The sequence below is a fragment of the Methylocella tundrae genome (assembly GCF_901905185.1).
Lineage (GTDB): Bacteria > Pseudomonadota > Alphaproteobacteria > Rhizobiales > Beijerinckiaceae > Methylocapsa > Methylocapsa tundrae.
On sequence record NZ_CABFMQ020000075.1, the window covers coordinates 79,210 to 99,162 of the forward strand.

18 protein-coding genes and 1 pseudogene are annotated in these 19,953 nt (G+C 61.5%); 7 read left to right on the forward strand and 12 right to left on the reverse strand.

The features are described from left to right. The first annotated feature begins 46 nt into the window (after nt 1–46). The 7 genes from dxr to recO all read left to right on the forward strand — a co-directional run bounded on the left by dxr (nt 47) and on the right by recO (nt 9,126). Nucleotides 47–1,276: a 1-deoxy-D-xylulose-5-phosphate reductoisomerase gene (gene dxr / locus MPC4_RS07775; protein ID WP_174512012.1), complete on the forward strand. Its 1,230-nt coding sequence runs from the start codon at nt 47–49 to the stop codon at nt 1,274–1,276. A gap of 161 nt (nt 1,277–1,437) precedes the next feature. Then, the gene (gene rseP / locus MPC4_RS07780) at nt 1,438–2,583 is read left to right on the forward strand and encodes an RIP metalloprotease RseP (protein ID WP_174512013.1); all 1,146 of its coding nucleotides are present in this window, start codon (nt 1,438–1,440) and stop codon (nt 2,581–2,583) included. 277 nt (nt 2,584–2,860) lie between these two features. Next, complete coding sequence (gene bamA, locus MPC4_RS07785; RefSeq protein WP_244628901.1) at nt 2,861–5,287, forward strand: outer membrane protein assembly factor BamA; 2,427 nt, start codon at nt 2,861–2,863, stop codon at nt 5,285–5,287. Between the two features lie 317 nt (nt 5,288–5,604). Then, the gene (lpxD, locus tag MPC4_RS07790; protein ID WP_174512015.1) at nt 5,605–6,651 is read left to right on the forward strand and encodes a UDP-3-O-(3-hydroxymyristoyl)glucosamine N-acyltransferase; all 1,047 of its coding nucleotides are present in this window, start codon (nt 5,605–5,607) and stop codon (nt 6,649–6,651) included. A gap of 125 nt (nt 6,652–6,776) precedes the next feature. Next, a complete protein-coding gene (gene fabZ / locus MPC4_RS07795; RefSeq protein WP_174512016.1) occupies nt 6,777–7,256 on the forward strand; it encodes a 3-hydroxyacyl-ACP dehydratase FabZ in 480 nt (159 codons plus the stop codon). A gap of 100 nt (nt 7,257–7,356) precedes the next feature. Continuing rightward, entirely contained in the window at nt 7,357–8,328 is a 972-nt protein-coding gene (locus tag MPC4_RS07800; RefSeq protein WP_174512017.1) for a quinone oxidoreductase family protein, read from the forward strand. A 51-nt stretch (nt 8,329–8,379) separates the two neighbouring features. Beyond that, the gene (gene recO / locus MPC4_RS07805; protein WP_174512018.1) at nt 8,380–9,126 is read left to right on the forward strand and encodes a DNA repair protein RecO; all 747 of its coding nucleotides are present in this window, start codon (nt 8,380–8,382) and stop codon (nt 9,124–9,126) included. Nucleotides 9,127–9,230: 104 nt separating this feature from the next. On the opposite strand, the gene rpmG is transcribed toward recO, so the two are convergent. The 12 genes and pseudogenes from rpmG to MPC4_RS07865 all read right to left on the reverse strand — a co-directional run. Beyond that, a complete protein-coding gene (rpmG, locus tag MPC4_RS07810) occupies nt 9,231–9,398 on the reverse strand; it encodes a 50S ribosomal protein L33 (RefSeq protein WP_134486319.1) in 168 nt (55 codons plus the stop codon). A gap of 204 nt (nt 9,399–9,602) precedes the next feature. Then, nucleotides 9,603–10,802 carry an MFS transporter gene (locus MPC4_RS07815; protein ID WP_244628902.1) on the reverse strand — a complete coding sequence of 400 codons (1,200 nt, stop codon included), beginning with the start codon at nt 10,800–10,802 and terminating at the stop codon, nt 9,603–9,605. Between the two features lie 23 nt (nt 10,803–10,825). Then, entirely contained in the window at nt 10,826–11,275 is a 450-nt protein-coding gene (locus tag MPC4_RS07820) for a DUF983 domain-containing protein (RefSeq protein ID WP_174512020.1), read from the reverse strand. A 337-nt stretch (nt 11,276–11,612) separates the two neighbouring features. Continuing rightward, on the reverse strand, nt 11,613–11,948 hold the full coding sequence (locus tag MPC4_RS07825) for an HPr family phosphocarrier protein (protein WP_134486325.1): 336 nt from the start codon (nt 11,946–11,948) through the stop codon (nt 11,613–11,615). Then, complete coding sequence (locus MPC4_RS07830) at nt 11,945–12,346, reverse strand: PTS sugar transporter subunit IIA (protein ID WP_134486327.1); 402 nt, start codon at nt 12,344–12,346, stop codon at nt 11,945–11,947. The genes MPC4_RS07825 and MPC4_RS07830 overlap by 4 nt, the downstream gene beginning before the upstream one ends. 345 nt (nt 12,347–12,691) lie before the next feature. After that, nucleotides 12,692–13,243: an HPr kinase/phosphorylase gene (locus MPC4_RS07835; RefSeq protein WP_174512021.1), complete on the reverse strand. Its 552-nt coding sequence runs from the start codon at nt 13,241–13,243 to the stop codon at nt 12,692–12,694. Between the two features lie 43 nt (nt 13,244–13,286). Next, the gene (locus MPC4_RS07840; protein ID WP_174512022.1) at nt 13,287–15,119 is read right to left on the reverse strand and encodes a stimulus-sensing domain-containing protein; all 1,833 of its coding nucleotides are present in this window, start codon (nt 15,117–15,119) and stop codon (nt 13,287–13,289) included. A 45-nt stretch (nt 15,120–15,164) separates the two neighbouring features. Then, a complete protein-coding gene (locus MPC4_RS07845) occupies nt 15,165–15,860 on the reverse strand; it encodes a response regulator transcription factor (RefSeq protein WP_134486331.1) in 696 nt (231 codons plus the stop codon). A gap of 598 nt (nt 15,861–16,458) precedes the next feature. Further along, a complete protein-coding gene (locus tag MPC4_RS07850) occupies nt 16,459–18,117 on the reverse strand; it encodes a cisplatin damage response ATP-dependent DNA ligase (RefSeq protein WP_174512023.1) in 1,659 nt (552 codons plus the stop codon). After that, nucleotides 18,114–19,148: a ligase-associated DNA damage response exonuclease gene (locus tag MPC4_RS07855; RefSeq protein ID WP_174512024.1), complete on the reverse strand. Its 1,035-nt coding sequence runs from the start codon at nt 19,146–19,148 to the stop codon at nt 18,114–18,116. The genes MPC4_RS07850 and MPC4_RS07855 overlap by 4 nt, the downstream gene beginning before the upstream one ends. Before the next feature lie 69 nt (nt 19,149–19,217). Continuing rightward, nucleotides 19,218–19,532, reverse strand: coding sequence for a hypothetical protein (locus tag MPC4_RS07860; protein ID WP_174512025.1), 315 nt, complete (start codon nt 19,530–19,532; stop codon nt 19,218–19,220). A 229-nt stretch (nt 19,533–19,761) separates the two neighbouring features. Continuing rightward, nucleotides 19,762–19,953: pseudogene (locus MPC4_RS07865) on the reverse strand (hypothetical protein); the annotation flags it as partial.

The following is a 19,953-nucleotide window of genomic DNA, read 5'->3' on the forward strand; positions in this document are numbered from 1 at the left end:
GACCGCACGCCTTTGGTTATCCTCAAAAAAACGACAATGGGGCTGCATGGAACGCATCATTCAACTGCGGCAGGCCGTGGACGAGGCCGCCCGACCGCGCAGCATCGTCGTGCTTGGCGCAACAGGGTCGATCGGCCGATCGACGGCCGAGATCATCAAGGGCGCTGACGGCGCCTTTACCGTCGAGGCGGTCGCCGGAGGGCGCGACGGCAGGGCGCTCGCCCAGGTCGCGCGTGAACTCGGCGCCAAATTCGCGGCGGTCGCCGACCCGGACGGCTATGCTGACCTCAAAGAAGCGTTGTCTGGAACCTCGATCGAGGCGGCGGCCGGCCCGCAGGCCGTGATCGAGGCGGCTTTGCATCAAGCCGACATCGTCATGGGCGCCATTGCCGGAACGGCCGGAGTGGCTCCGACCTTCGCGGCGCTCGCCGCCGGGCGCACCGTCGCCCTCGCCAACAAGGAGTGCCTCGTCTGCGCCGGGCACGCCTTCATGCGCCAGGCCGCCGCGTCGGGAACGCGCCTGCTGCCGGTCGACAGCGAGCATAATGCGATTTTCCAGGCGATGGGCGACGCCGATCTCGCCACCATCGAGATGATCACGCTGACCGCCTCCGGCGGACCGTTTCGAACCTGGACGGCCGACGAGATCGCCAGGGCGACGCCCGAGCAGGCGCTGAACCATCCGAACTGGGCTATGGGACCAAAGGTCACGATCGATTCCGCCGGGCTCATGAACAAAGGTCTTGAACTCATCGAGGCGCATTATCTGTTCGGCGTCGAAGCCGCGCGGCTCGACGTTCTCGTGCACGCCCAGTCCGTGGTGCACGGTCTTGTCGCGTTTTCCGATGGCTCGGTGACGGCGGGGCTGGCCGCGCCCGACATGAAGGTGCCGATCGCGCATTGCCTCTCCCATCCGAAGCGCATTTCGACGAAAGCGCGCCGTCTCGATCTCGCGGGGGTCGGCCAATTGACATTCGAGCGTCCGGATTTCGAGCGGTTTCCCGCTTTGCGCGTCGCTTTGGACGCCTTGCGAATGGGCCGCGGACTTCCCACTGTTTTGAATGCCGCCAACGAGATCGCGGTCGAGGCCTTTCTCAAAAGACTGATTTCTTTCCATGAGATCGCCCGAATGGTCGAGGAGGCTTGCAATTCGGCTCTGGCTGACGGCCTCGCGCGTGAGCCGGAATCGATTGAAGATGCGCTCGCCATCGATCAGGCGACGCGTGAGAGAGCGCGCTTTGCTCTCGCGGGCAGAGCGGGCGCCGCCGTCAACTGATCGCGGCGATCATTTGGAGCAAACCACAGACGCCGCCGCGCGGCCTTGATTAAGTTTTTGCAATTTCAGGAATTTTAGAAAACGCCCTAGCATGTTGTTTTACTGCATCTTCTCTATGCGAGCCGCCAAGCCGCATCGCTTGAAATGCTCCGGGAGCTGAAATGACGATCCTTGCCCATCTCTGGTCGGTCGCGGCCTATATCGTGCCGTTCATTTTCGTCCTGAGCCTCGTGGTTTTCTTCCATGAGCTCGGGCATTTTCTCGTCGGCCGCTGGTGCGGCGTGAAAGTCGACGCCTTTTCGCTGGGCTTCGGGCCGGAGCTTTTCCATTTCACTGACCGCCGCGGCACGCGCTGGCGCATCGGCGCTTTGCCGCTTGGCGGCTATGTCAAGTTTCATGGCGACGCGAATGGCGCCTCCATGACCGATGGCGCCGCCGCGGCCGCGATGTCACCCGAGGATCGCGCGGTCAGCTTTTTCGCGCAAAACGTATGGAAGCGCGCAGCCATCGTCGCTGCCGGCCCGATCGCCAACTTCATATTGGCGATCGTGATATTCACCGGCATTTATTTCATCAACGGGCGCGCCTTGCTCGCGCCTCTGGTCGACGCCGTGACGGCGGGAAGCGCCGCCGAGGCGGCCGGATTCCTGCCCGGCGACCTCATCGTTTCGATCGATGGCAAGAAGATCGAAAGCTTTGAGGACATGCAGCGCATCGTCCAGACGGCGAGCGACACGGCGCTGACCTTCGACGTCGATCGCGAGGGCAAGACGGTTGAACTCGTTGCGACTCCGCGCCGACGCGATATCTCGACGCCTTTCGGAACGACGCGGGTCGGCGTTCTCGGCGTCGAGACGCGCGCGAAGCCGGAAAATTGGCGCCTTCAGCGTTATGGCCTTGGCGAATCCTTCATGCGCGCGACCGGAGAGACCTGGTATGTCGTCGCGCGCACCGGCTCCTATCTCGGCGGGCTGGTGATGGGGCGCGAGTCGGCTGATCAGCTCTCGGGACCAATCCGCATCGCCGAGGTTTCCGGCCAAATGGCCAAGATCGGCGTCGCGGCTCTCTTGAACCTTGCCGCCGTCCTGTCGATCTCGGTCGGGCTTTTGAACCTTATGCCGATCCCGCTCCTCGATGGCGGACATCTCTTCTACTATGCGGTCGAGGCTGTGCGGGGCAGGGCGCTGAACGAAAAAGCGCAGGAATTCGGCTTCAAGGTCGGGCTTACGCTGGTCGCGGGGTTGATGATCTTCGCGACCTATAATGACATTTTACGCTTGACGCGGCAGCTGATGCGCTGGGGCTGAGCGCCGCGGCTCCATTGATGCAAAGCATTAACTTTAACGGTTAACCTTCTACTCACCGCAAAGCGTGTCTTGATCGCCACGCCTTGTCCAAAACGCCGCGTTCGGGTGAATCTTGATTTGCAGCGAGGGGCAAAGCTTGTAGAAGCAGAGCTGAGGGTTTGCGAGTCGGCGTCTGCCACGCCCTAAAGCCAGTTGCATCAAACTCTGGCGTTCGGGCGGCAGTCGGCGGGAGCGCGCGTGGTGGAGACCGGTCTTAATGCTGTCTGTGCGTCGTCAAATGAACCGGCTTTTTGTCACCGTGCTCGCCCTTGCGTGGCTGATCGGCGCGCTGCCGGCCGCCGCTGCGGGCGTTTCGGTGCAGGGCAACAAGCGCATCGACACCGAGACGATCCAATCCTATTTCAGCGGCTCCGATCAGGATGCGATCAACAAGGGCGTGAAAGCTCTTTACGCCACTGGCTTGTTCTCTAATGTCCGCGTCCTCCATGAAGGCGGCCGCGTCGTCATTGCAGTGACAGAAAATAACGTCATCAATCGCGTCGCCTTCGAGGGAAACAGCAAGGTCAAGACAGAAACGCTGGCGTCTGAAATTCAGTCCAAGTCGCGCGGGCCTTACAGTCAGGCGACGGTCGACGCCGACATCGAGCGGATCAAGGACGCATATCGCCGGTCTGGCCGCGCCGCAGCGAAGGTGACGGCCCGCACCGTGGATTTGCCAAATGGCACGATGGATGTGGTGTTCACCGTCGACGAAGGCGAGAAGACTGGCATCAAGACCATCAATTTCGTCGGCAATCATGTTTATTCTTCCGACAAGCTGCGTGATCTCATGCAGACGACGGAAATGAACTTCATGTCCTTCTTCAAGACGTCCGACGTCTACGACCCGGACAAGATCGCGTCTGACCTCGAGCTGATCCGTCGGTTCTATCTGAAAAATGGCTACGCCGATTTTCGCGTGATCGGCTCGGACGCGCAATATAATCCGGAAGCTGGCGGCTACATCATCACCATCACCGTCGAGGAGGGTCCCCAATATACGGTTGGATCCGTCGACGTTGAGTCCCACCTGCCAACGCTCGACGCGGCGACATTGCGGCCGCTTGTGCGCTTCTCCGCGGGGCAGACCTACAACGGCGATCTCGTCGAAAAGACCACGGACGCCCTGACCAAGGAAGTCACCACCCACGGTTACGCCTTCTCGCAGGTGCGGCCGCGCGGCGATCGTGATCCTGCGACGCGCACCGTCGCCATCGTTTTTGTCGTCGAGGAAGGTCCGCGCGTCTACATCGAGCGCATCGTCATCCGCGGCAACACGAGAACGCGCGATTATGTCATCAGGCGCGAGTTCGAGCTCGGCGAAGGCGACGCCTATAATCGTGTGCTCATCGAGCGCGCGGAGCGGCGCCTCAACAATCTCGGCTACTTCAAGAAGGTGAAGATCACCAACGAGCAGGGCTCCGCGCCGGATCGCGTCATCGTTGTCGTCGACGTCGAAGATCAGCCGACCGGCTCGCTGTCGGTGTCCGGCGGCTACTCGACTTCGGACGGCTTCATCGCCGAAGTCGCCGTGACGGAAACCAATTTCATGGGACGCGGGCAATATGTGCGCCTCTCGGTCTCCGAGGGACAATATGCGCGCGGCGTCGAACTCAACTTTACCGAGCCCTATTTTCTCGGTAACCGTCTCGCCGCGGGCTTCGATCTCTATGCGAAGCAATCGAGCGTCAATCAGTATTCCTATTATACGAATTTCGTCACTGGCGGCACGGTGCGCTTCGGCCTGCCTATCACCGACGAGCTCACCTTCTCTCCCCGTTATTCGATCTATAATACGAATATCTCGATCCCGAACTCAGCGCAGTTCCCCTACAACGATTGTACTTACCCTCTCTGGGGAACGACGCCAGGCTACAACTGGACGGTTCCGAATTATTACAATAGCTGCCTGAACAACGGCGAAGCTTCGCTGGCGCTCAAAGAGGCGCAGGGGAACACGCTGACGTCCATGTTTGGCTATTCGCTTTCGTACAATACGCTGGACAACAACAAAAATCCGACGGGCGGCATCCTGGCGGAGCTGCGGCAGGACATCGCCGGCGCCGGCGGTCAATCGCAGTTCGTGCGCACGACCGGCGACATTCGCTACTACCACGAGATCATGGACCAGATAGTCGGCGTCATTCACGTGCAGGGCGGCGAGATCTTCGGCTTTGGCGGCAATCCGCTCCGCATCGTAGATAATTTCAATCTTGGTCCGAGCCTTGTGCGCGGTTTCGCTCCGAACGGCCTTGGTCCTCGCGACGTGTCGAGCGGCTATTACTACTCTCAGGGTAATGCGCTTGGCGGAACCAGCTATTTCGGCGGCAGCGCCGAAGTGCAATTCCCGATCCCCTATCTGCCACGGGATATTGGCCTTAAGGGCGCGCTATTCGCGGATGCCGGCAGCCTGTGGGGCTTCACTGGCAAAACGAATTTCAGCCCGAATGGCACTTGCACGCTGAATGACATGCCTCCGCTCTATACCCAGAGCAACTGCATTGTCTTGGGCGGGGCCGCCATGACCATTCGCTCATCGCTTGGCGCTTCGCTTATCTGGCAGTCGCCCTTGGGTCCGATCCGGTTCGACTTCGCGAAGGCCGTGACCAAGAGCAATGCTGACCAGACCCAGTTCTTCCGGTTCACCGGCGGCACGAGCTTTTGAGCCACGAATCCGGGCGCCACGGCCATTGGCGCCCGTATGCCTGGCTTAAGCCGACGATCTGAGTGGGGCCGCGGTCCCTGGCGAGTAATTTTAGCCTCTCTTTCGCGAAAAGAGCTGGTGTATTCGTCAGGGCGATGCGGCGTCGATACGTTGCCGGATCCCATGGAATCGAAATGCGTGACGATCTCATTGTGTGGTACGCATTCCTTTGACGAGAGCCTCTAGCTGGCCTTGTTTGAAACGCGCGGGACGTTTCGGATGAACCATTTCCGGACGCGGTCGTCTGATTTGCTTTTTCGCCTCCGCGCGGGCGCTGAATGAGTGATCCGCTTTTCTTCTTGAGAGCCATGCAGCTCTCGCTCGCTGACATCATCGCCCTCACTGGAGCGGCGGTCGCCGATGGCAGTGATTTGACGCTCTTGGTCCATGGGGCGGCGCCTTTCGATGAAGCTGAATCCGGCGATCTGACCTTCTTCGCGCATCCAGAGCGTCTCGATCTTCTTCAGGAAACCAACGCCACGGCGTGCTTCGTGACGGATCGTTTCGCGGGTCGCGTCCCGGCCCCGACGGTGGCGCTGGTGACGGAGCGCCCGGAGCACGCCTTTGCGCTCGCCCTCGCGCGGATGTTTCCTTCGGCGCTCCGGCCGATCTCCTTGTTCGCCGCGACCGGGGTCAATCCTGGCGCGTCCGTCCATCCGGAGGCGCGTCTTGAGCCTGGGGTCATCATTGATCCGGGAGTTGTAATCGGGCCTCGCGCCGAGATCGGCTCCGGTTCGATCATCGCGGCCAATAGCGTTATCGGAGCTGGCGTTCGCGTCGGCCGGGACTGTTCGATCGGGGCGCAGGCGACGCTGACCAATGCGCTGGTCGGCAATCGGGTTCATCTGCATGCGGGCGCGCGCATAGGCCAAGCGGGGTCACGGCGCAGTGAGATTGGTCTCATGCATTCAGACGCGCTCGCAATGCCCCAGATCGGCCGCGTCATCATTCAAGATGACGTCGAAATCGGGGCCAATGCGACGATCGATCGAGGCTTCGCCCGCGATACAGTGATCGGTGAAGCGTCCAAAATCGGCAATCTCGCCCAAGTTGGTCCGGATGTCTCGATTGGACGCAAATGCTGGATTTCGCCGCAGGTGATGATTGGCGCTTCGGCGCACATAGGCGATTTCGTCTGCGTGGGAGCGCAGTCCGGCGTCGGGGAAAGTCTGCGAATAGGGTCCGGCGTGCGTATTTCCGCGCAGTCGGGAGTCGGGACGGATGTTCCGGCTGGAGCCCATTACGCCGGCGCCCCCGCGCGGCCGTTGCGCCGTTGGCTGCGCGCCCTCGCGATCGTCGAGCGATTGACGCGCGGAAAAAATTGACGTCTGGCGAGGCTTGGGCTGGTTTTTCGTCGTTTCGACCTTGATCCCCTTTGCCTGAAGATGCTCAAAGGAGATGTCACGGAAAAGTAGCGTCGCACACAAGAAGTGAGGGCAAAAGCGTCAAGATGAACGAGCCGGAGGCGACACTTGAATCATTTGATATTCTGCAGCTGTTGAAATATCTGCCGCATCGTTATCCGTTTCTGCTGGTCGACCGGATCGTTGAGGCGAGAGGCGATGCGTTCGGCGTCGGCGTCAAGAATGTCAGCATCAACGAGCCGCAATTTCAGGGTCATTTTCCCGGCCGCCCCGTCATGCCGGGCGTGCTTTTGATCGAGGGAATGGCGCAAACGGCTGGCGCGCTGTGCATCAGGGCCCACACCCGGGACCGCGCGGTCCCGCCGCTCGTTTATTTCATGAGCATAGACAAGGCGAAGTTCCGCAAGCCTGTGTTGCCAGGCGATCGCGTCGAGTTTCACATGACCAAAACCAATAACCGCCGCAATATGTGGTGGTATTCGGGCAAGGCTTTCGTCGATAGCGTTCTCGTATGCGAGGCGGAGATCGCCGCGATGATCGCGGAGGATGGCGGGGCCGGGAGATAACGGCGATTCGTCCGCCGGGAAAAAGCTAAGAACGGGCGGCAAGACGCCGGCTTGACGGTTTCACAAAAGGGACGCTGGACAAGAAATGGGAGGCGCGTTCATGGTCAAGGCTGTTCGCGTTCACGAAACTGGCGGGCCGGAGGCGATGCGCGTCGAGGAGATCGAGCTGCCGCCGCCGGGGCGCGGCGAGGTCCTCATTCGCAATCACGCCATTGGCGTCAATTTTATCGATGTCTATTTCCGTAAGGGCGATTATCCCGCGCCTTCCCCTTTTACGCCGGGCAATGAATCGGCCGGCGAAGTGATCGAAGTCGGCAAAGGGGTCAAAAGCGTCAAGGTCGGCGATCGGGTGGCCTCCCTTGCGACTCTCGGCGGCTATGCCGAGGCGCGTATCGTCAACGAGGATCGCTTGATCAAATTGCCGAAAGGCTTTCCTTACGACGTCGCGGCGGCGATGCTGCTGAAAGGGCTCACGGCGCAGTATCTGGTGCGTCGAACGTTCAAGGTGAAGGCGGGCGACACGATCCTCGTCCATGCCGCGGCGGGCGGCGTCGGCCTCATCCTTTGCCAATGGGCGAGGGCGCTTGGCGCCCATGTCATCGGCACGGTCGGCACGCGCGAGAAGGCGAAGCTCGCCAAAAAAGCCGGAGCGAGACATGTGATCCTCTACCGGGAGGAGGATTTTGCCGCGCGGGTCAAGGAGATCACGAAGGGCGCTCTGTGCGACGTCGTCTATGACGGCGTCGGAAAAGCGACCTTCCCCGCCTCGCTTGATTGCCTGAAGCCGCTTGGCATGTTCGTCAGCTTCGGCTCGGCCTCAGGTCCGATCGAGGCCTTCGACATCGGGCTGCTGGCCGCCAAAGGTTCGCTGTTCGCAACGCGGCCTTCGCTCAATACTTATGCCGCTAAACGCGAGGATTTCGTCAAGATGGCGCGCGATCTGCTGCGCGTCGTCAAAAACGGCGATGTCACGATACCCTTGCACGGAACCTATCCGCTGGACGATGTCGCCAGTGTGCACCGCGCCCTCGAAGCGCGCGAGACGACCGGCGCGATGGTGCTCATTCCTTGATGACGCTGGCCTGGATCAGGCTGGCGCCCGGACGCCGAGAGACTCGCCGCTATGGAATGGCGTGATGAGAGCCTCATCATCGGATTGAAGAAATATGGCGAGACGAGCGTTATCGTCGAGGCGATGACGCGCGCGCATGGCCGCCATCTTGGTCTCGTCAAGGGCGGCAGATCCCGGAAAATGCAAGCCTTTCTGCAGCCAGGCAATAGCGCAGACCTCGTCTGGCGCGCCCGGCTCGACGAGCATTTAGGCTTCTTCGCCGTTGAGCCGACACGGTTGCGCACAGCGCGCCTGATGGCGAGCGCGGAGGCGCTGCACGCCATCGGCCTCATCGGCGCCCTGCTACGGCTGCTGGCCGAGCGCGACCCCCACCCAGACCTTTATGACGCGGCGACGTTCATCGCCGATCATATCGATGATGATGAGCTTCCAGCTCTGATCGTGCGGCTCGAAGTCGATATTCTGACCGAGACCGGGTTCGGGCTCGATCTTTCCCGCTGCGCGGCGACGGGCGACACGCGTGATCTCGTCTATGTGTCGCCGAAATCGGGCCGGGCGGTCTCATCGGGAGCGGGGGAGCCCTATCGCGGCCGTCTCCTGCCGCTGCCGCCCTTTTTGCGCCAGGGCGGCGATCCGTATGAAGAAAGCAGCCCGAGCCCCGGCGATATTCGCGACGGCTTCAGGCTCACCGAATTTTTTCTTATTCGCGATGTTTTCGGACCGCGCGGCCTCGGCCTGCCGGAGGCGCGATCCGCCTATCTCGCCGAACTCGCCAAGCGCGCCGACTGGGGCCAATAAAAATGTCTCCGATTTTCTGAGAATCGGAGACATTCCCGACTTTTCCATTCGCCGCGCGGCCAGCCACACGGGCGCGCCCCAACGCGTCGCAGAACTGTCAGAGGCTACTTGATCTTGGTTTCCTTGAACTCAACGTGCTTGCGCACGACAGGATCATATTTCTTGAACGTCAGCTTCTCGGTCTTCGTCCGCGCGTTCTTTTTAGTGACATAGAAATAGCCCGTGTCCGCCGTGGACAGGAGCTTGATCTTGAGCATTGCGGCCTTGGCCATCGAAGCAGTCCTTTAGGGCGTGACGCCGGAAAGTCGCAGACTTTTCGGATGCTGTCACACGTTGAAACGAGACGTTAAAGAAACATGATGATTCAATGCTGAACCATCATGTTTCGGATGCGGCGCTACGCCCCGCGCCCAAGCCAAAGGCTTAGGGGGCGAAGATTTCTGAAAGTCGCGACCATAAGGATCGCGGCCCACTTGTCAAGAATGCGCTTTCGAGGCGTTGGCGCGCGCCAGCCCAACGATGACGACATAGACGATGAGCAGCGCGGCTATGCTGAGGAAGAATCCGCGCGGGCCCAGCGCATCCATGCCGACCCCCATGACCGGCGGTCCACCCAGCATTCCGGCGGAGTACAGCATAACGAAGGCCGCGTTGGCGCTGGCGAGCTCCGAGCCCTTGTAACGCGAGCCGAGATAGCCGAGGGCGACCGCGTAAAAACTGCCGACGACGCCGCCCCAGACGAGCAGCAGAGCGCCAAATCCGGTCGAACTCCCGGGTGGCGAAAACGCCAGAACAACAGCCCCCAGAACGCTGATGAGCGCAATGAGGACCAGCAGCCTTCCACGCTCCATGAGGTCCGCCAAAAAGCCGACAGGAAACTGGAAGGCGACGCTGCCGAGCGCGAACAGGGTGACGAATGAGGCGCCGGTCTCGGGGCTGAGGCCGGAGCGCAGCGCATAAACGGGAAGCAATCCCATGCTCGACGTCTCGATGGCGCCGTGCAGGAGGCCGGCGAGGGTGGCCACCGGGGCGACGAGCAGGAAGCTGAGGATCGGCAGAGAGGATTGCCTTGTAAGCTCCGGGGCCGCCGCGCTGCCCAGAATGATGGGGAAAGCGGCCGCCGTGAAAAGCCCGATCGCGACAATGAACGCGGCCGGGCCGGCCGTCCCGACGGCGGCGAGGATGAGAGGGCCGGCGGCAAAGCCGAGCGCGACGCTCGCGGCGTAAAATCCAAGGACCGACCCGCGCCGATGCGGCGGGGCGATGGCGTTGATCCAATATTCGCTCAGAACGAAAAGGACGGTGAGGCCGACGCCGAATATTCCCCGCAGGGCAAGCCAGGCCCAGTAATTATCCGTGGCCGCCATGGCCGCGAGGCATAGCGCGCAAAGGAGCAGGGCGGCGAAGAGCAATCGCTGAAGGCCGATGCGCCGTGCGAGACCTGGAATGAATCCCGCGCTGATCAAAGTCGCAAAGCCGGCGACCGCCGTATTGAATCCGATCGCGCGCGCGGAATACCCCTGCTCGCCGAGGCGGACGGCGATCAGCGTCATCGTCAGCGAGAGGCCGACGCCGACGATCGAGACGGTTGCGATCGCGCAGGCGATGGCGCCAAAGGGACCCCGGGCGGAGGCTACGCCGCCGCCCTTGTCAGGGCGTTCAGGCCGGTTGAGCACAGCAATATCCAGTGAGTTGGGATTTAGACGGCCGGCTTCGGCGGGCGCGGCGACGCGGCCGTTTCGAACCCGTGCATGCGCAAAGCCCATTGATGCGCGATCAAGCCGCCCTTGACGCGCGGCAGGAACCAGAGCGAAAGCATGGCGGTCAGCGTTGGCCATATCATCGCGTGCAGCCAAATCGGCGCGTCCGGCCAGAATTCCTCTGTCAGCAGCATCAGGGTGCCGATGATGTGGCCGACAATAAAGATCGTCGCATAAGGCGGAGCGTCGTCGGCGCGGTGGTGATGCAGCTCCTCGCCGCAATGCGGGCAAACGGCGTTGACCTTGAGATAGCGCCCGAAAATCCTGCCTTTTCCGCAGGCCGGACAATGCCCCGCCAAGCCGCGGCGAATGGAAAGCCAAACGTCGCGCTTTTCCTGCTCGGCAGCCTGCGGCGCAAAGGCCGGCGCGTCTAGCGCGGGCGTAGGCATGAACGCCTCCTCATCCAATCATTCCAGAAAGCAATCAAGGATTTTCAGCCCGACTGATACTGTTTTCTCGCGCCGTGCGTAAGACGCTTTCGCAAAGAGCATCCTCTCAGCTGCGGAGTCCGCCTTCGGCGACAGGAAAATGCGAAATCATGGAAAGTCCGGCGCCGAGGAATCCCTGCGAGGCGCCAGCCCCGACAGCTTCGACCGTCCATGATCCTAATTTATATGGTCATCCTGCGCCGATGCCGCAATGGCGGCCGGCTTTCAGGAGCGCCGCTTCATGCAAAGGTGACGGTCGCGATGAAGAAGCTTCCTCGCGACGGGAGCCCCTTCGCGCTCATTCGTCCTCGCCGAAGCGGTCGGCCACAAGCGCCTCGATGGCGTCAAGCGCCTTTTGCGCTTCGGCGCCGGTCGCGGTCACCGTGATCGTCATGCCAAGTCCCGCGCCGAGGGTCAAAATGCCCATGATCGAGGTCCCCCCGACCATCTCTCCGCAGCGTCCGACCATGACGTCGGCCTTAAAGCCATCGACGCAGCGCACGAATTTCGCTGTCGCCCGTGCGTGCAATCCTTTGCGGTTGACGATCGTGAGGTTGCGCACAAGCGCTCCATCCGGCGCTTGACACGCGGGACAGTCCTCCCAATCGGCAGGGTCGCGCTCGTTATGCATCATTTCCCACTCAACACGCGGCTGGCGACATAGATGTATTTGCGGCCCGCATCCTGCGCCTGAATGACGGCCTGTTCGAGGCTCGACGTATCGCGGACCGAAGCGAGCTTGATCAGCATCGGGAGATTGATCCCGGCGACGACCTCGACCTGCGATCCATTCATCACCGAGATTGCAAGGTTCGACGGCGTTCCGCCGAACATATCCGTCAGGACGACGACGCCAAAACCGCTATCGACATGTTCCACCGCGGCGACGATGTCCTTGCGTCGCTGTTCGATATCGTCATCGGGACCGATCGAAATTGTTTCGATCTGCTTTTGAGGACCAACGACATGCTCCAGGGCCGCACGAAAAGCCGTGGCGAGGTGGCCGTGGGTGACGAGAACCATCCCAATCATCGGATGCGCCTGCGCATTCAGGAACTCCGTCGGTGATCAGCGCGGAAAGGACAAACATTCGTCAAAGGTGGGACCCGCGCGCTTTTGGAAGGTTCACAGCAGAAATGCCTCTTGTGGAAAACCCGATGCGGCAAAAGTCTCGAAGGGACAAGATCCGAAATGACAAGACCCAGCTTAAATGACCTGATTTCCAGCGGTTTCCTCCAGCGCCACCGCGGCGCGGACGATCTTTGCGGAGACGTGACCTCTTGCAGACGCGTAAGCGGCGCTCATTTTGTGCGTTGCGGCCGTCTTGGCAAGTGAAATGAATCATGAAGCGTCTGATTTCGGAAATTTTCTTTCCAGCTATGTCATCATTGTTCCACCGCCGCCTTGCCTCGGACGGGACCCAGACTCGCAGCCGAAGCGAAAACGCTGCAAGATCACCAGAGCGAGGTCGCTCGCCCCGACGCAGGCCGGCAGCACGAGAGAGGGTAGCCAGAGGCCGCCGACATTGACGGAGCCAAGACCTCGGAAATCCCAATCTTCGCAGTTTAGCGGGCGGGCCCCCGCGTCCTCGCTCGCCGGCTCTGGATAGCGCGCCGCTTCATCGGCGGGTGCAAGGTCGGCGACGACCCGGATGACCGCTGCCTCTATGTAGGGCAGGCGCAAGATGCCGGCGCCGCGCTGTTCGATCTGGCCGCGGATTTTTGGATGGCCGCGGGCGATCAGACGTCCGTGGCGCGCTTCAAGCGCTATTCTGTCGTCCCCGATGAGGCGGGAAAAGGCGCCGGCGCCGCGCGCGCCCGCGATTAGGGCAAGAGCTAGCCGGCTCTTGCCGGACCCGGAGGGCCCGCGAATGAGAACGCCGGCCTCCCTGATCGCCACCGCGCTTGCATGCACATCGAGTTGCGGCATGGGTCTTTCGCGTTTCCGCGCGCTCGAGAAGAAACCTCTGGGGTCAGCCCTTCGGCAGCCAGATCGTCAGGCGTGCGCCGAGCACGGGCGCTTCTTCATCTTCGGTCATCGCGCCAAGCCGGTTGCGCGCGGAGATCCGGCCGCCATGCGCTTCGATGATCTGACGGGAGATCGATAGGCCAAGCCCCGAGTTCTGGCCAAATCCCTGATTGGGCCGGTCAGTGTAGAATCGATCAAAAATGCGGTCGAAGGCGTCGGCCGGAATGCCCGGACCATCATCATCGACGGTGATCTCAAATCCGTCGCGCCAATAGCCATCGTCCGTGCAATCCTTGGCCGGGCGCATGTGAACGCGCACCCATCCGCCCGGGTTCGAAAAGGAGCGCGCATTGTCGATCAGATTGTTGAAGACCTGACCAAGCCGCGAATCATGGCCGAGCACGCTGAACTCCAGCCTATGGTTCCCGTCATGATATAGACGCGCGATCGTCAGGCTGACCTGGACAGATGGTTCGGCTTTGATCTGATTGCTGATCGCTGTGACCGTTTTTAGGATCAGTTCGAGATCGACCTGGTCCATGTCGGCGCGGGCTAGCTCCGCGTCGAGGCGCGAGGCGTCGGATATGTCGCTGATCAGCCGATCGAGACGCCGGACGTCGTGCTCGATCACGGCGAGCAGACGCTGCTGGGACTCGGGCTTCTTCGCGTTCGGCAAGGTTTCGACGGCGCTGCGCAGGGACGTCAGCGGATTTTTCAGTTCATGCGCGACATCGGCGGCAAAACTTTCGATCGCGTCGATGCGGTTGTAAAGCGCTTTGGTCATGTCGCGCAGGGCGCCGGACAAATGGCCGATTTCATCCGAGCGATCGGTGAAATCCGGGATTTCCCGGCGCAATTTCGTGCCGCGCCTGACCCGTTCCGCCGCTTCGGCGAGATGCCGGATCGGCTCCGCTATGGTGCCGGCGATGAACAGCGAAAGGAGAAACATGATGATCACTGAGACGAGGAAGACGCGCACGATCGCCCAGCGCTCGGAGGCGATGATCTTGTCGATGTCGCCGCCTTCCGTCGACAGCAGGAGCGCGCCGCGCACCACGCGAAAGCGCTGGATGGGCGCGGCGATGGAGACGATCGTCTCACCCTTGACATTGACGCGGACGATCGACTGGACGCCGCCGCCGAGGGCATGAATGACTTCGGGATAGTTCCTGCCGTTGTCGACGCCGTTTTCTTCGTAGAGCGGCAGGTCGGAGCGCCAGAGCATGCTGGTCAGTTTGCTCCACAGCCGCTCGATGAGCGAAATTTTTTCGCCAGAGGAGGTAGGCGGCAGATCAAAGCGAAGAATATTCGAGCGGCTGGTCAGCGAGCGCGAATCGAGCAGCAGATAGCCGTCCCGATCATAGATGCGCGCGCGCGTTCGCGTTGGCGAGGCGAGGCGGCGCAGCACGGGCCCGACGCGTTCGGGATTGATCGAAAATTGGAGAGAAGGCGTGCTGTCGTCGGCGAGCCCGTAGCTTTCTCCCGGCGCCAGCTGGAGAAGCTTTTCCGGGTCGATCGTGATCGAATCGGTGTCGACCGTCGCCGAGGCCGCGACCGCCGCCGCGATGATTTCGGCCTGCGTCTGCAAGCTCTGCACGCGGGCGTCGATGAGGCCCTCGCGAAACTGGTTGAGATAGAGAAAGCCGACGAGCAGGGCGACGAGGCCGCCGAGATTCAAGACGACGATGCGGCGCGTCAGCGATGATGAAAAACGCGAGCTCAAGCTGCGCAGCAGCCCGCGCAGCCGCGCGGAAAAGCTCCGGCGCATGCGCTTGGCGCGCTGCGCGGCGACGCGCGTTCGCTCGAAGTTTAAGTCCTGTTGCGCCTCGAGGCTCATCGCTTCCTCTTCCCCCAAGCGAAGCGGATCAAGAATGGCGCACCGCTACTCTTTGAAGCGATAGCCGACGCCGTACAGCGTTTCGATCATCTCGAACTCATCGTCCACAGCCTTGAATTTCTTGCGCAGGCGCTTGATGTGGCTGTCGATCGTGCGATCGTCGACATAGACCTGATCGTCATAGGCGGCGTCCATCAGGGCGTTGCGGCTTTTGACCACGCCCGGCCGCGTCGCAAGCGCCTGCAGGATCAAGAACTCGGTGACGGTGAGCGTGACCGCATCGTCTTTCCAGGTGCAGGCGTGGCGCTCCGGATCCATTTTCAAAAGGCCGCGCTCAAGAATTTTCGCATCGGCTTCCTTCTGCGACGCGGCGTCCTTGGGATTGGCCCGGCGCAGAATCGCCTTCACCCGCTCGACGAGGAGGCGCTGCGAAAATGGTTTGCGGATGAAATCGTCGGCGCCCATCTTGAGGCCAAACAATTCATCGATCTCCTCATCCTTGGAGGTGAGGAAAATCACCGGCAGATCGGATTTCTGCCGCAACCTGCGCAGCAGCTCCATCCCGTCCATACGCGGCATTTTGATGTCGAAAATGGCGAGATCCGGCGGATCGCTCTTGAGGCCGTCAAGCGCGGTCGAGCCGTCCGTATATGTCTGCACCCGATAGCCTTCGCCCTCGAGAGCGATCGAAACGGAGGTGAGAATATTGCGGTCATCATCGACCAGGGCAATCATAGGCATGAATGGTCCTAACTTCGAAAGTGAGCGCGCAAGGAACTTCGCGTGAACTACCGGAAATGCAGTAGTCTCAGTCACTCGATTTGATGATTGCGTCAGCGCGATATTCGTCCAAATCCCGCGCCAGACCGAATTTTCCAGCGCCAGACACGACTTGCACGAACCGCCGAGACAGCATCGGGAAGACTCCAGATAGCACCGATACAGGCTATTGCCTAGAAGATCATCACTGAACTTACCGTCAGCTCGACCGCCACAGCTTTCAACGTTGGATTTTTGGGAGCCGGAGGCAGATTTTGCTTCCGGTTACCACGCGCGCCTCAATGTCATAACAGGAAAATTCAGCGGCCGAAATAAGGCAAGCCCACGGTTGACCGGTTTGGCGCCGTTTTATCGCCTGTTTTGCGCTGCGACAAAGGCTGAGTTCGCCGCAATCATAGAGGGAGGGCGTGAGCCTGGCCGTTCTTTCGCCCTGCGACTCTTGAACGCGACCGCTTGCCGGCAAGCATCCAAACGAACGCGCGCCGTAACTTGCCGGAGCTTGCGTCAACGCCAAGGAGACTTGAGAGTCCTGCGCAAGACGCCGTACCTTGAAGAAACGCTACCGCAGCAAAGCTTCAAGCCCTTCGATCCAGTCAGCTTCGCGCGCCGGCTTGTCCCAGCGGATGCGGGCGATGCGCGGAAAGCGCATCGCAACGCCTGATTTATGCCGGCTCGAGCGGTTCAGCCCTTCAAAGGCGATCTCGAGGACGAGCCCCTCCGCGCGTCCGTAGGCCACCTCCCGCACAGGACCGAATCGATTGACGGTGTGGTTGCGGACATAGCGGTCGAGCTCGATCAACTCCGCATCCGTGAAACCGAAGTAAGCCTTGCCGACGGGAACCAGCCGGGCTCCTTCGGGCTCGTCGCGCCAGACGCCGAAGGTGAAGTCGGAATAATAGGATGAGCGTTTGCCGTGGCCGCGCTGCGCATACATGAGCACGGCGTCGACCGTGAAGGGGTCGCGCTTCCATTTGTACCAGAGGCCTTTCGGGCGCCCCGGCACATAGATCGAATCCTTCCGCTTCAGCATCAAGCCTTCGATCGCCTCGGCGTTCTGCCCGGCGCCGAAGGCCGCCGGATTTTTCCGCGCCTGCGCCAGTTCCTCCCAGGAGACGAAGGGAACAAGCGGCGATAGATCAAGCCGCGAACAACCGGCCGCCGCGGCGAAGGTTTCGAGCCTGGCGCGCCTTTCGGTGAACGTCAGCGCACGCAAATCCTCGCCGTCCTGCCGCAACAGATCATAGGCGCGAATGTGAGCTGGGAACTCGGCAAGGAGCTTGACCGAAGCCGTCTTGCGGTTCAGTCTTTGCTGAAGCACGCCAAACGGCTCGACGCGGGCGTCCCTGACGATCAGCAATTCGCCATCGAGCGAAAAAGCCTCGAAGGGAAGCTGCGCGAGACATTCCGTAAGGTCCGGGAAGGCCGCGGAAATATCTTCGCCCGTGCGCGAAAACAGACGCATCGCCCGGCGTCCGTCGCCGTCGCGCCCGCTCGCCGCCTGAACCCTGATTCCATCCCATTTCCATTCGCCGATGAAATTGGCCGGAACAATTTCATCGAAATCCCTCTCTTCGATCGCATGAGCAAGCATGGCGGGACAAAAGGGCGCGGGATCAGAAGGGTCCGGCCGGTCCTCGCGGCCCTCCATCCAGGCGAAGAGATCAAGGTAAGGCGGCCTCAAGCCGTGCCATGTCTCTTCGACTTCATTCGGTTTCTTGCCGCCGAGTTTAGCGACCGCCGTCTTTGCCAGCCGCGCGGAAACGCCGACGCGCAGCGAGCCGGTGATCAGCTTCAACAGCGCCCAGCGGCCGGTCTCATCCAGCGCGTCGAGCCAGGCTGCGAGCCGCCTTGCAAGACCGATCTTGCCGCCGGAGCCGAGTTCGCGCACCACATCCGAGAGCAGCAGAGGCGCGCCATTGTCGCCGGCGTCCCGATTTGCGTCGGGGCGATCTGGCCAGAGCAGAGCGACGGTTTCCGACAGATCGCCGACGAAATCATAGGAAAGCGCAAACAGGACCGGATCGACGCGTTCGCTGATGAGGCCGCGAATAAGGCCGGGCTTGGCGTGCTGAAAGGATAGCGCGCCGGTGAGCGCCGCAAGCGCATAGCCGCGCTCCGGGTCCGGCTGATGGCGGAAAAATTCCGTCATCAATCGCAATTTGCCGAGGCGCGAAGGCTCGAAAGCGAGGCGGTCGAGGAGTTCGGCGAAAGCGTTCAAGCGCTCTCCTCCGTGGCGGGCTGACCTTCGTTTTCCTCGTCGCCATAGCCGAGCAGATGCAAAGGCTCGGCCTCGATCCCGGCGCCGCGCGCCCAATGGACGAGAGCTTCCGCCTCGCCATGCGTCACCAGCGCCTTTTCGCAGCCGGTCTCGATGATGGTCTGCGTCAGACCGTCCCAGTCGGCGTGATCGGAAATGACGAGAGGCAGTTCAACGCCGCGCTGGCGCGCCCGTGCTCGCACCCGCATCCAGCCAGAAGCGAAGGCCGCCACCGGATCCGGAAATTTCCGGGACCATAGGTCCTGCAAGGCGCCCGGCGGACAGATCACGATTTCGCCCGCGAGTTTCGCGCGATCGCTGAGAGCGACGCTGCGCAATTCGCCAAGCTCGATCCCTCGCCCCTGATAAAAGGCCGTCAGTTTTTCGACGCCGCCGTGCAGGTAGATCGGCCGGTCATAGCCGGCCGCGCGCAGCAGGGCGATGATGCGCTGCGCCTTGCCGAGCGCATAGGCGCCGACGAGATGCGCGCGCTCGGGAAAAAGACTTTGTGAAGCAAGAAGCTTTTCGATCTCATCCTTCGTCTTCGAGCGCCGGAACACCGGCAGGCCAAATGTCGCCTCGGTAATGAAGACGTTGCAGGATATGGGTTCGAATGGCGCGCAGGTCGGGTCGGCCTCGCGCTTGTAATCTCCCGAAGCAACGATGACGCACGTCCTGTCCGCCATTCGGATCTGGGCTGAGCCGAGGACATGGCCCGCCGGATGAAAACTGACGTCGATCGCGCCGAGCCGCAGTTGGTCGCCATAGGCGACAGTCTGAGTCGACCCGGCAAAAGCGGAGCCGAGCCGAATGGCCATGATCTCCAGCGTTTCGCGCGTTGCGAGAACAGCGCCGTGACCGGCGCGGGCATGATCCGAGTGCGCATGTGTGATGAGCGCGCGCGGGACCGGCCGCAGCGGATCGACAAAAAAATCGCCCGCCGGGCAGTAAAGACCAGCGGGCGTCAGGGAGAGAAAATAAGCTGACGCCATGATCCCGAGATGGGGAAGAGACCCGACGTCAGCAAGATCCGCCGGCGAAGCCTCGCCGGATTGAAACTTTCAGTTCGCGCAGACGAGCCCGCGGGTCACATAGACGCGGCCATCGGGGCCGGTGACGCGGGTGACGCGCACGCAATCTTCATCTTCGCCGGGAGCGGCGCGGCCAAGCTGCATCGCCGGACCCCGGGCCAGCGGCTCGTAACCTGGCGAATATACGCTCCTATGCTCGAAGATCTGGCCGGTGTCGGCAATTTTGCTCTTCGGCGTCATCGTCATCGGCGCCGCGAAGACAGCCACGCCAAGGCACGAAACCGCAATCCCCGCCATCGTGAATTTCAGGGCCTGCAATCCGATTATTTTGCGAGAATTGACCATCAGCCTGTCTCCTTCCACCCGGCGCGTCTGACACGACGACTTTCCTTCATCACGTCAGGGCACGCTGTGCGGCATCACACCTATAACGCAGCGCAAGCTGGAAAGTTGCGTCGATCGCGCAACAAAATTAGCCAAAAATTAAATAAGCCCCGTCAATTCGACGGGGCTTCCGTAATAAACCGACGCTGCTGGACTTTGCGGCCAAGCAAAAGCGTAAGTAGCTGAAGCGTCAGTAGCAAACGCGCACGGGCCGATAGCCGAGGAAAAAGCCATAGCCGTCGTAAGCCGGCTGATTCTGGACATAGCAGCCGCCATAGCCGCCGTAGCCATAAGGATAGGCCGAGGCTGCGAGCGCGCCGACCGCAAGGCCGCCGATAACACCGGCCGCCGCCGGACCGCCCCAGCCGCCGCCGCGCCAACC